Annotated in this window: 13 protein-coding genes; 7 read left to right on the forward strand and 6 right to left on the reverse strand. The window is 44.2% G+C overall.

All coding sequences use genetic code 11. The features are described 5' to 3' along the window. Window positions 1-27 precede the first annotated feature (27 nt). Entirely contained in the window at window positions 28-480 is a 453-nt protein-coding gene (locus BLS14_RS09460) for a YhfM domain-containing protein (protein WP_090951268.1), read from the forward strand. Between the two features lie 147 nt (window positions 481-627). On the opposite strand, the gene BLS14_RS09465 is transcribed toward BLS14_RS09460, so the two are convergent. From BLS14_RS09465 to BLS14_RS09480, 4 genes are all read right to left on the reverse strand, one after another. Then, entirely contained in the window at window positions 628-1,944 is a 1,317-nt protein-coding gene (locus tag BLS14_RS09465; RefSeq protein WP_090951271.1) for a nucleobase:cation symporter-2 family protein, read from the reverse strand. 300 nt (window positions 1,945-2,244) lie between these two features. Then, window positions 2,245-2,544 (reverse strand): Dabb family protein, encoded by a 300-nt coding sequence (locus BLS14_RS09470; protein ID WP_063563097.1) that lies wholly within the window; start codon window positions 2,542-2,544, stop codon window positions 2,245-2,247. 35 nt (window positions 2,545-2,579) lie between these two features. Further along, entirely contained in the window at window positions 2,580-3,125 is a 546-nt protein-coding gene (locus BLS14_RS09475; RefSeq protein WP_090807248.1) for a PadR family transcriptional regulator, read from the reverse strand. A 70-nt stretch (window positions 3,126-3,195) separates the two neighbouring features. Next, window positions 3,196-4,353, reverse strand: coding sequence for a YhgE/Pip domain-containing protein (locus BLS14_RS09480; protein WP_079693954.1), 1,158 nt, complete (start codon window positions 4,351-4,353; stop codon window positions 3,196-3,198). Window positions 4,354-4,450: 97 nt separating this feature from the next. Here BLS14_RS09480 and BLS14_RS09485 point away from each other — a divergent pair, with 97 nt between their 5' ends. Beyond that, window positions 4,451-5,704: a cytochrome P450 gene (locus BLS14_RS09485; RefSeq protein WP_090951274.1), complete on the forward strand. Its 1,254-nt coding sequence runs from the start codon at window positions 4,451-4,453 to the stop codon at window positions 5,702-5,704. A 109-nt stretch (window positions 5,705-5,813) separates the two neighbouring features. Here the strand turns inward: BLS14_RS09485 and BLS14_RS09490 are convergent, their stop codons facing one another. Continuing rightward, window positions 5,814-6,398 (reverse strand): TetR/AcrR family transcriptional regulator, encoded by a 585-nt coding sequence (locus tag BLS14_RS09490; protein ID WP_063563100.1) that lies wholly within the window; start codon window positions 6,396-6,398, stop codon window positions 5,814-5,816. A gap of 230 nt (window positions 6,399-6,628) precedes the next feature. On the opposite strand from BLS14_RS09490, the gene BLS14_RS09495 reads away from it, so the two are divergent. From BLS14_RS09495 to BLS14_RS09505, 3 genes are all read left to right on the forward strand, one after another. Further along, window positions 6,629-7,753 carry an NADH:flavin oxidoreductase gene (locus BLS14_RS09495; protein WP_090807570.1) on the forward strand — a complete coding sequence of 375 codons (1,125 nt, stop codon included), beginning with the start codon at window positions 6,629-6,631 and terminating at the stop codon, window positions 7,751-7,753. A 204-nt stretch (window positions 7,754-7,957) separates the two neighbouring features. Beyond that, complete coding sequence (locus BLS14_RS09500; RefSeq protein ID WP_090951277.1) at window positions 7,958-8,809, forward strand: AraC family ligand binding domain-containing protein; 852 nt, start codon at window positions 7,958-7,960, stop codon at window positions 8,807-8,809. Further along, on the forward strand, window positions 8,806-9,729 hold the full coding sequence (locus BLS14_RS09505; protein WP_090951280.1) for a DMT family transporter: 924 nt from the start codon (window positions 8,806-8,808) through the stop codon (window positions 9,727-9,729). Before BLS14_RS09500 ends, BLS14_RS09505 begins: the two co-directional genes overlap by 4 nt. Before the next feature lie 95 nt (window positions 9,730-9,824). On the opposite strand, the gene BLS14_RS09510 is transcribed toward BLS14_RS09505, so the two are convergent. Continuing rightward, the gene (locus tag BLS14_RS09510; RefSeq protein WP_090951283.1) at window positions 9,825-10,517 is read right to left on the reverse strand and encodes a pseudouridine synthase; all 693 of its coding nucleotides are present in this window, start codon (window positions 10,515-10,517) and stop codon (window positions 9,825-9,827) included. A gap of 159 nt (window positions 10,518-10,676) precedes the next feature. On the opposite strand from BLS14_RS09510, the gene BLS14_RS09515 reads away from it, so the two are divergent. Both BLS14_RS09515 and BLS14_RS09520 read left to right on the forward strand, forming a co-directional pair. Continuing rightward, complete coding sequence (locus BLS14_RS09515; protein WP_256336318.1) at window positions 10,677-11,546, forward strand: hypothetical protein; 870 nt, start codon at window positions 10,677-10,679, stop codon at window positions 11,544-11,546. Window positions 11,547-11,617: 71 nt separating this feature from the next. After that, window positions 11,618-12,250, forward strand: coding sequence for a hypothetical protein (locus BLS14_RS09520; RefSeq protein ID WP_090807258.1), 633 nt, complete (start codon window positions 11,618-11,620; stop codon window positions 12,248-12,250). Window positions 12,251-12,500: the final 250 nt, after the last annotated feature.

A 12,500-nucleotide genomic window follows, 5' to 3' on the forward strand; every position in this document is an offset into this window, starting at 1 on the left:
CCCGGGACACCGTTTAGAGATCAAGCGGTGATCAAATTGAGAAAATACATCTATTGGATTGGGTCTATAACACTTTTGTTTATGTGCCTTACGGGTTGTTCAGCGGACAACATACAATCAAAGGGAAATCAGGTTATCGTTCAACAACCGGTTGAGAGCTCCAATCAATATACCCTGTATAGAAAAATTACCGATCCAGCACAGGTGCAAGCCATCAGGAACATCACCGCCTCTATCCCGTCGAACAATACTATAGCGGATATGGTGCGACCTCCGGATTATAAATTCTTTTTCAAGAAAAAGAACACAGATTCCTCAGATAAAAGTGTCATCTATAACCTCTGGATCAGTCCCCATCAGGATCAGGTTGAAATCATTATCATTGAAAGTAAACCTACTTATGTTCAATTAACTAAGAAGAAATCTGCCAAACTTTTCGAACTCATCACAGGTGAAAAGCTTCCGGGATATGTTGAATAAAAATATCCAATTGTACTCTGCAGTTTACCCAAAATAAAGACCCAAGAGGTTCATTGGCAAGGGGAGTCATTCCGATCATTCCACCTCAACCAATACATCTTGGGTCTGTTCCATTTATTCAGATCGCATACCTGTTACAAGACAATCTTAAGTATGTGCTTCTTGAGCTTGTACAGGCTGTACGGGCAGACTCTCTTTTTTAAATCCGAGGTTAAAGAAAACATTGAGCAGGATGGCACACAGACTGCCTGTGATAATACCATCACCAACAATAATGCGGATACTTTGAGGCAGCTGGGCAAACAGATCCGGCACAGCCGTGACGCCAAGACCGAGTGAAACCGAACAAGCAACGATTAACAGATTGGATTGCTTGCTGAAATCCACATGTTGCAGCATTTTAATCCCGGATGAGACTACCATGCCGAACAGAACAACCGTTGCCCCGCCGAGTACCGCGCTGGGAATAATCGTTGCGAATGCCGCAACTTTGGGGATCAGTCCAAGAAAAATCAGAATACCTCCGGCTGCAACAACCACATTGGTCGTTTTCACTTTGGAGAGCTGAACCAAACCGACATTCTGAGCAAATGTGTTATACGGAAAAGCATTGAAGATACCACCAAGTACAAATGCCAGACCTTCTGCGCGGTATCCTCGTGCCAAATCCTTTTCGTTAATCGGTTGATCACAGATTTTGCTCAAGGCCATAAACACACCTGTAGATTCGATAATGACAACCGTGCCGACAATAATCATGGTAATGATCGGACCGATTTCGAAGGTAGGCCATCCAAAGTAAAAGGGCTGGGGCAAATGAAACCAAGAGGCTTCCTGTACAGAGCTGAAATTCACTTTCCCCATGATGGCAGCGACGAGGGTACCCACAATAATACCGAGGAGAACTGCGAGGGATCTGACAAAGCCGCGAGCATATCGATTCAGCACCAGAATGAAGAGCAATACCCCGAATGAGAGCGCCAGATTGTCCAGACTTCCGAAATTCTCACTGTTTGCTCCACCTGCCATGTTCTTGATGCCCGTTGGAATTAACGCCAGACCAATAATGGTTACGACTGTTCCAATCACAACGGGAGGAAACAGTTTGACGATTTTACTAAAGAAAACAGCACATATAACGATGAATATCCCTGCTGCTATGATGGAACCGTAAATGGCCGGAATTCCATATTGTGATCCAATCGCAATCATGGGAGTCACAGCAACAAATGAGCTTCCAAGAACTGCTGGCAAGCCAATCCCCAAATACTTCCCTTTACGTGCTTGAAGCCATGTCGCGATACCACAGGTTAACAGGTCAATCGATACCAGATACGCCAATTGTTCCGCAGTCAGGTTTAACGCTCTTCCCACAAGCAGCGGAACCAAAATGGCCCCGGCATACATCGCCAATACGTGCTGAATTCCCAGTGAAAAAATCCTCATTCTCTTGGTTTCTCTCATCCCTACCTGCCCCCTGTAATTTAGAATCACTTTACCGCTGCAAAAATCATGTTATGTTGATTCACATTATATAAACAATTGCGGGAAGTTCCATGATCCATCACATAGAATTGTTGCAGGTTATAAAGAGAACTCAATATATTGGGCATTTTGTACAAAAAGGAATGAAAACACCTCCTTCTTTTGTTATATTATTTCACATAAAAAAGGCTAGCCAGAAAATTCTGACTAACCTGCTCATATGAAAGCCACCGCCATGGCGACTTCTTATGCATAATATAATATGGACAATATGCAGACTCAGATCGAATAATCGACCACAATTACATTCTCCAGCCACTCATTCAGGGAGGCTACAAATGCCTGATGTGCAGGATGCGGGCCATAAGCACGCAGCGCTTCCTGATCTTCAAATGTCACTCTCAGGCCAAGTGTGAAGCCCTGAATATGATCCGTCTCCTCTGTTACATTAATACCTGCGGTGAGATCCACAATTCCAGGAATCTGTTCCTGTAACGCGAGTAATTGAGCTACCAATTCTTGCTGTTTGACCGTAGTGATTTTATCGTTCAATTTGAATGCGACCAAATGTTCATACATTATCTTTTCACCTCATTCCTTTAACGAGTAGTGATTTAGCTTTTTAATACTCTGCTTTGAACATGATGCAGAAGTTTCTGAAGCCAGATCATATCACTCTGAATGGAGTGGTACGCGTGATCTCGCATCAACAACAGTGCATCTTTCAGATCCTCCTGCACATCAATCTCCTGAGGTGTATGAGATTCAATATATTCCAGCCTCTTATTCATCTTCTCAATAATATCCTCAATCAAATACGCGATCTTCTGATTATCCACCTTATCCAAATGGACCAACGCAGCGTATAAGGACTGTACATTCGTAAACTTCTGGAACACCTTATATATGCTCTGTTCAAGGGACTGACGTCCTTTTTCGGTAATTCCATATGTCGTTTTGTCTGGTCGATTTTCACTCTGAATTGTTTCTACCTTCTCAATAAGACCCTTCTTCAGCAACACTTCAAAATTATAATAAATGGTACCTTCGGTAATCTTGGCATCCGTTTGATCCAGATGTTTCCCAATTCGCTTCTTAATATCATAGGGATAATAATTCCCTTCACTTAGTGCACCGAGTATAAATATTTGAATCGACATGTGACTGCCCCCATTCTGCTAATCGAAGGGCATAGCTTCTTCTTCATCGCCTACCCTCATATCTTCTATTTTATATCATAACGGGCTGTTGTACAGACTCCTGTGTGGTACTAGTTTGCTTGGCTTTTTTGAAATGATGAATGGCTGTATTGATAACAAAGGCTCCCACACCAACCAATGCCAGCCCAACAGCATAATGCACCGTTCGTCCCCCACCGAAGAGAATATTGTAATCCAGATGCGTTGAATAGAACATCGGTGTGATTTGACTTACGAATTTGAAATATCCTGGCATCATCTCCGGTGACATGGACGTCCCGTTTGCAATGGATTGGCTGAGTACGAATATCATATTGATCAGCATTCCGCCTTGACCCAGAAGCATGATAAAGATACTTGTAAACTCAATCGACACAAACAACTGCAAACTATGCACCATCCACAGTTTCAAAAACGCTTCCACGCCATACCCTTGCACCATAAAATAAATGCCTATCCCTACAAGTGGAGCAAGGATGGAAACAAGCAGGTTGACTCCTCGCATTGCAAAGAATGCTTTCCATTTCCCCATCTGTCCTTGCAGTTGTTTCATGCCGCCAATGCTTTGCATCGCATAGATCATGGCTCCAACATAGAGCGCCATGGTGATAAACATCGGTGCCATCTGATTTTGCATGCCTGCTGGTTGCGGGTTGCTCAGAACGATGTCGGATGATACTTTGTCCATGGTCGATTCCACAATCTGTTTCGATTGCTCCGCAGGAACCTGCATACTGCTCAGCACACCCTCAAAGCTCTGTGCCTGAACCTGAGCACCGATCTGCGCAGTGATTTGAGCAGCTACATTTTTCATAGAACTGGTGATCGTTGTTGGGTTCGATTCATTAATCAGGTACTGGAGCTGAGCTTTACCGCCTTGTTCAGACAGTTTCTCCGTAAAATCACCCGGTATACGTATGATCATATGAATATCCCGATCTTCAAGCCCTGTCTTTGCCTGTTGCAATGATTCGTTGGTTACTACCTTAAATGGCAATTGTTCTTGCAATTTTTGTACAAACTCAGTACCGGATTGCTGGTCCTCGTTGACAATGGCCACCGTAAGATTGGTTACATTTTTGGGGATTGCACTATATCCCGACATAAAAACGGTCAACATTACAATCTGATAAAAAACGATCATGAATATGCCTGCCTTGACTCCGCCGTGCTTCAGTATGTTCTTCACTCTTTACTCCACCTTGTTGTTTTAATTTAAACTACTTGAATTAAAGTACTCTTATTTGTTATATTTGTCAATGAGACCAACCAAGGAGGCGAAACGAATGACGAAGAGCTCTATTATTTCTCTGTCAGAAATCACGAATTTCCAATCGAAAGAAGAAGAATTCAGTCCCTACCGTTGGTATCGCAGCATGTTGAATCAGGAACCTGTCATCTACAATGAAGAGACCGATTCCTGGCATATATTCAAGTATGATCTTGTCAAAACCGTGCTTAATGATCACGAGCACTTCTCCAGTGTGAGAAAAAGATCAATTGTGAACGTCGGATATTCAAGTGAAGAAAAAGGTGCGGACAGTGAGCATCACATGCCGGACAAGCTGGATATTCACAATGTAGATCCGCCGGATTATCGCAAGCGGAGATCATTGCTGGCAAGTGCGTTTACACCGAGAAGTCTCAAGCTTTGGGAACCGAGAATACAGGCAGTGGCCGAAGAGCTAATTAAAGAGTTTGAGCATCAATCAGAAGTGGACATTGTTGAAGCTTATACGAGCATGTTTCCTGTCATTATCATGTCTGACCTGCTTGGCGTTCCTTCCAAAGATCGTCATTTGTTCAAGGGTTGGGTGGACACAATGTTTATGCCCACTACCGATGCCACCTTTGATCAAATTAACGAAATGAAAAAGATTGCCGGCGAAGAATATTTTAAATACTTGTATCCCTTCGTTGTGTCCAAAAGATCCAATCTGGGAGAAGATATCATATCCGACCTGATCCAGGTGGAAGTGGATGGCGAGCACTTTACGGATGAAGAGATTGTGCGAACCACCATGTTTATTCTGGGTGCTGGCATAGAAACAACAAGCAACCTGCTGGCCAACTCGTTCTATGCCCTTCTGTATGATCAACCGGAATTGTATGCCGAACTCAGGGATAACCTTGAGCTTGTTCCAGCCGCGGTAGAGGAAATGCTGAGATATCGCTTTCACATCAGCAAAATGGACCGGATGGTCAAAGAGGATAACGATCTGCTTGGTGTTAAACTGAAAAAGGGAGACGCTATCGTAGCGTGGATGAGTGCAGCCAATATGGATGAGAACATGTTCGAAGACCCGTTCACCTTAAATATTCATCGATCGAACAATAATAAACAGCTTGCATTTGGTTTTGGTACTCACTTCTGTCTGGGGGCACCACTGGCGCGTCTGGAAGCCAAAATTGTACTGACCACATTCCTAAAAACCTTCACCAGCATTGAACCCGTGGAAGGATTCAATCTGGAGGAAAACCTGACTGCCTCTGCGGCCGGACAATCTTTAACGACCCTTCCGCTGAAGCTATATACGTAAATTCATCTGACGTAAATTCATTTATGAATTGATAATCTTCACTATATTTTCGATGGATAAAATCAAAACAAAAAGAGCAGATCTCATCTGCTCTTTCTTTCTACATTCGTTAATTCAGTAAACCTGTTCCATTCATCATAAATGGCACCACTCGCTCAGCCAATTCAGCCGGGGATTCCTGTCTCTCCTCCAAATTCCAGCGATACGTCACCCCATAGATGGACCAGCTCAGCATCGTTGCCAAATACGCCAATGTTTTGGGTGGCTCTGCTCCATCTGTTTGACTCATGGCAAGCTCCAGAACGAGCTTCTCTAACTGGGCCTTAATATTTTCTTCAAAGATTGGCGCTACGGACTCATATTTCTTGATACATTGATTACTTGAATCATGATAATTACATAACGAGATCACCAGTTGCTTCAGGGTCTCTTCTGTCAAATGTGCCTCTGCATCAATCTGTTTGAGCACATATTCTTGGAAAGCATAGGACAAAACGGATTCAAGCAGTTCATATTTGTCTGCAAAATGGGCATAGAATGTGGCCCGGTTAATCGTCGCCTTTTGTGTAATATCCTGAACTGTGATGGCTGAGAAATCCTTTTTATTCAAATGATAAAAAAACGCATCCTGAATTAATTGACGGGTTCGGATCACCCGTGGATCATTGGGATTTGGAGAAAACTCACCTGACATATACAAAGTGTCCCTTCTAATCGATCTTGTAATCAAACTTCTTAATGCTCTGCTCCTATTATAAATAGCTCCTGTTAGCTCAACAAGTAATCCGGGGTTAAACCAACATTATTATGGTCGCTTCGCTTAAGCAACACATTGGATAAATCGTCGGTTGATGCAGCCACTCTCCATTGATAATATTGCACTCGTACCCCGCTTGGAGGTGCACTATTATGGAGGTGTTTGACTTGAGTAATCATCAACAACAAGTTCAATCCACGGAAAATCTGTTTCAACCTTATACGATTCATAACTTAACCCTGCAGTCTCGCATCGTTATGCCCGCTATGGGTCGGGCTTTCTCACCCGATGGTGTACCGGGTACCGATGTAGCGGCTTATTATCGCAGACGTGCCGAAAATGGCGTCGGACTTATTATTACCGAAGGTGTAACCATTGATCATCCGGCGGCAACCAGCGAACCGCGTGTTCCCCGTTTTCATGGTGAAGAAGCATTGAACGGCTGGGCAGAAGTCGTCAGACAAGTTCATGAAGCAGGGGGCAAGATTTTTCCTCAGCTCTGGCATATGGGTATGGCTCGTCCAGCGGGATCGCAGCCTCATCCGGAAGCTCCATCCATTGGACCGTCGGGTATTGATCTCGAGGGAAATCTGACGGGTGAACCGATGACAGACGAAGAAATCGCCAACATCATTCAGGCTTTTGTGGACGCAGCAGTTCATGCCAAACAGCTTGGGTTTGACGGCATTGAAATTCAAGGAGCACATGGTTACCTGGTTGACCAATTCTTCTGGGACAGAACAAATACACGGACAGACCGCTACGGCGGTGATCTTATCAAGCGTACGCAATTCGCTACCGAACTTATTCAAGCAATCCGTTCTGCCGTGGGTCCCGATTACCCGATTGCCATTCGTTTGTCGCAATGGAAAATGAGTGATTATTACGTCAAACCGCTGGACACACCAGATAAGCTGGAGTTATTCCTGAATGTGTTGGTAGAGGCCGGCATCGATATATTCCATTGCTCAACACGACGTTTCTGGGAGCCGGAATATGAAGGTTCGGAACTTGGATTTGCCGGCTGGGTGAAAAAACTGACAGGCAAACCAACGATAGCCGTGGGTTCTGTCGGTCTGGATGATGAATTTACAAGTCTCTATACGGAAGGTAAAGGTGCAGGACACAAGGATTTAGATGATCTTCTCCTTCGTTTGGACCAGCAGGAATTTGATCTGGTTGCCGTTGGACGCGCACTACTGGCTGATCCGGCGTGGGCTGTGAAAATCCGTGATGGCCGTGTGAATGAAATTCAGGCTTTTTCGCCAGAAGCACTTGCTACGTTGCTATAACAATAATTTAGGTTCAAATTAATATTGTTATCCGTTAAATGAGCTATAATTGAACCAAAATACTCGTCATCCATCTAGTTAGGGACAGCGGGTATTTTGGTTTTTTACATGTTTGAACAAAACAGAGCGAGCAATATCGTCCAAGAAAGTTCCTTCTTTTCATATTATAATGACATTTAACTTACCAGAAAGAAGGTGCAGCAGGTGACTCGCGAAGTGCGAACCGTCGTGTTCGATACCGATTTACAGCTCGAAGCCTATCAATTTGAAGGTATTATGCAGAAATTCCCCAATCATTTTCATGACTATTACGTCATTGGATTTATTGAGCAAGGCAAGCGCCATCTCGTATGTAATAACGAAGAATATATCCTGAACACTGGAGACATGATTATTTTTAATCCGCATGATCCCCATGCCTGCGAACAGGTGGACGGCAGAACTCTGGATTATCGCTGCATCAACATTCAACCTGAGGTCATGCGCCAATATGTGCTGGAAATTACCGGACAAGATTATTTGCCACGGTTTACTTCCCCTGTTCTCTATCAGAGCGAACATGTTACTTCTTTGCATGAGCTGCATCAGATGATCTTGGAAGAGCATGCTGACTTTCACAAAGAAGAACTGCTGCTCTTTCTGCTGGAACAGCTGATGAGAGAATATGCCGATGCCGAACCGCCCATTTCCGCCCAGGACGTCACCATCGAGATTAGACTCATATGCGAGTACATAGAGACTCATTATATGGAGAGCATTACGCTGAACCAATTAGTCGAGTTAACAGGGCTGAGCAAGTACCATCTATTGCGTTTGTTCACTCGGCAAAAAGGGATATCTCCCTACCGCTACCTGGAAACAATTCGCATCAATCAGGCCAAACGGCTATTGGAACAAGGCCAGCTCCCGATTGAGGTTGCAGCGCAGACCGGTTTCAGTGACCAGAGTCACTTTACGAATTTTTTCAAAAAGCTAATTGGCTTGACCCCCAAGCAATACAGACGCATCTTCAACCATGAAGTGGATCCAAAGCGCACAGCGGATGATCTGTTATGACAGGTCAGAACAAAATTTCCACTGGACACCTGCTAGCCTTACTTACGATCCTGATCTGGGGAACAACGTTTATCTCCACCAAGGTGCTGCTGATCGATTTCACGCCGGTGGAGATTCTCTTTTTCCGTTTCGTGATTGGCTATGTGGTGCTCTTCCTGATCTATCCGCGGTTAATGCGAATTACCTCACTCCGAGAAGAAATGCTGTTTATCGGTGCTGGATTATGCGGGGTTACGTTATATTTTCTCATTGAAAATATTGCACTGGTGTACACCTTAGCTTCCAATGTAGGTGTTATTGTTTCGATTGCCCCTTTCTTTACCGCAGTCCTTGCACATTTCTTTCTGGATGGAGAGAGATTGCAAAAGCGGTTTATCGTGGGCTTCGCCATTGCCTTGTCTGGCATTATCCTTATTGGATTCAACGGCAGTTTCATTCTGCAACTGAATCCGCTGGGGGATCTGCTCGCTTTCGTGGCACCTGCTGTGTGGGCAATCTACTCTGTACTCATGCGCAAAATAGGTGAACTTCCTTATCACACCATCGGTGCTACACGCAAAGTATTCTTTTATGGACTATTATTCATGCTGCCAGCTTTGTTCCTGTTCGAATTCCACTTCGATCTCGGGCGCTTCGCCAACATGACCAACCTCTCGAACCTTCTCTTTCTCGGACTGGGTGCCTCTGCCTTATGTTTTGTAACCTGGAACCGGGCAGTGAGTCTGCTGGGAGCCGTCAAAACAAGTGTGTACATTTATTTGGTGCCTGTCATTACTGTCGTCGCTTCTGCACTGATTCTACATGAACGGATTACCTGGATAACGCTGCTTGGCGCTCTATTAACGTTGCTCGGATCATTTATCTCAGAGAAGAAAGTACACAGAAAAGACCACCGTAGTACGTTGCCAGAACTTGAATAGTATATGGTTTCATCGTCCAAAACTCAAAGAAAGGCATTAATCCATTACGGATTAGTGCCTCTTCATTTTGCCAGGACATTGAGCAGATGCAACTTCTAATTCAACATGGACAGAAGATTCACCAGCTCCTGCTTCTCCAGATGTCTCCATTGTCCACGTTCCAGTCCATCCAGCGTAACATTCATAATTCGGATGCGCTCCAGCTTGAGCACTCTGTATCCCAAGGCTTTGCACATTCTGCGGATTTGCAGATTAAGCCCCTGAGTCAAAATGATACGAAATACGTTCTCACTATGCTTATATACCTCACACGGTTTCGTCACCACATTCATAATCTCAACCCCTTGCGACATCGCCCGTACGAATTCGTCTGTCACTGGTTTATCTACGGTTACTACGTATTCCTTGTCGTGGTTATGCTCCGAACGCATCATCTTGTTCACAATGTCCCCGTCGTTCGTCAGAAAAATCAATCCCTCGGACGCCTTATCCAGCCTGCCAATCGCAAAGATACGCGAGGGATAATTCACATACTGAATGATGTTTCCCTCCACCTGTTCGGCTGCGGTGCAGACAATGCCGATGGGTTTATTCAGAGCAAGGTAAACAGGCTCGTGATCATTGTAAGGAATCTCCTGGCCATCAATGAGCACAATATCCTCAGGCTCCACGTCCGCTCCTTTTTCACATACTTTACCATTAATCGTAATGCGCCCGGCTGCAATTAATCGGTTCGTTTCCCTGCGGGAGCAGTATCCCGTTTCACTTATGTATTTGTTAATTCGCATGCTCCACCACCACTTTGTTCAATAGGTTAGTACCTTGTACTGATTTTCATCACACATCATCTCACTTATAATGAAACGAAGCAAATAAATTGTTATTCGGAGGTACATAGGTAATCCAAAATAAACTATGGAAAGGAGTTAACCATGGACAAAAAGTGTATGAGAGTCCTTAAAAAGTTATATTTTCACGCCAATGGTGATTATGACAGAGCACGTGAAGTAATGATCTATCAAACGGATACACTAACTCCTGCCGAACAAGATATACTGACTTCAGTGGGCTGGGTGGCTAATGATCTGGAGATGGTCCACCATGATGATATCATTCAACGACTAATCGCTTTCCAGCAGAATGAACGTCTATCCTGGTCAACGATTACCCAAGCATTTATTGCAGGTGTCGGGGGCAGTTATCCTCGAGGCATATCTACGCTCGCAAGCTACCATATGATGATTCACTCAGAGCCACATGCTTACGAAGAGACTGAACAGTTCCTGGCTTGCAGAGTTTGCGGTTTCAGTCATAGCGATGAGAGCTGGAAGAATCTATCCAATATCCGTTACGCCCTTCACCAGGGTTATGATTACAGTGGCACAAGCGTAGGTGCATACGCCGATCTGACAGAGTTTGTCACCATACTTGAGCAAGGACCAATTAAACCGACTCCCGAGGATATCACCACATTCAATCAACTGCTTCGCATGCTGGATCAGGCTGAAGACGAAGAGTCTCCGGGGAAATTTGAGAAACGACTCACTGCAGAGAAATTAGTCAAAGGACACGCCGGGATTCGCCGAAGTATTCTTCAAGCGCTGTCCAGAGTAGGTGTACTGCCCAATCAGGTTCTCTCCCTCAGTACAGACCATTGGACCAACAACGAGCATATCCTGAACGGTGAGTTGCTGCTTAATAATACCAAAGGCCGCTCTGATATGGAGATGCCTTGGGCTGGCTGGCAAGGTAAACTAGGCGTCGATTGGGACAAAGCACGCAAGCTGTTTGGAAATGCGATTCAAGTCAAAGACTGAACGGTCAGCCCGTCATAATTAATGTGTTGTCCGTTTAAACAGCTTAATCCAGACACAAAGAGGAGTTTACTATGCACAAAGTTAACCAGCTTTCAATTGACCCGGATGTTCTGAACCAGAATACTGGCATATGGATTGGCGGAGAAATCGCATATGTTACAGATTGGCCGCTTAATCAGGAGAGCCAACCCTTGTTGCATCTGTTCTCCATTGATTGCAATACACTTTTACAACAGATGCATGTCCCTTCGTTGCCACCCGGGAAGTACATTTCGGTCTTCTCCACCTATTCCGCTTCGGAATACTTTTTGGACCAGGTAACCTATACGGGGGATGAGCTGGAATGGAAGGAGAATATTCTCGCTGGATGTACATATGTATCCGTATCTTCAGAGCCACTAACTTCCGTATGTCCCATTCAATCCATTCCTTTATGCGGAGTAGGATTGACGGAAGTAGAGATAGAGGAACAGGATTTCCCTGCCTTTTCATTTTTCTCTTCCATGCTACCAAACGGTGTGAACGGAATTAGCCATTTGTTAGAGGACTATCAATTCGTTGGTCAGATTTATTCCGGGGATTTCCCCCATCCCTATCAGGATATACTGGGACTTTCCGATGCAAACGGATATTTGTTATTACGAACTGGCCCTGCGACTGCTCAGGCACCCTTGGATGGAATTTTCTTTGTGCAAACTGCTTAGTGGGACGACAGCTTAAGTTAAATCATATTCGGATTAATGTTTCCGAACGTCAAGAAGTTTCCTGTCTATTACAGATAAGGAAACTTTTTTTTGCTTCGACACGAAATCGTTTTAGGTTGAACATTGTGTGAGAAAGATCATTCATTCGTCAAAAGTTAACATTATTTTACAATAAAAAGCATGTACAATTGCATAATTATGGTATAAGTTATATACGAAAGAAACATTATTTACATAATATAAAATTTAT

Source organism: Paenibacillus sp. OK060, assembly GCF_900101205.1.
GTDB lineage: Bacteria > Bacillota > Bacilli > Paenibacillales > Paenibacillaceae > Paenibacillus > Paenibacillus marchantiae.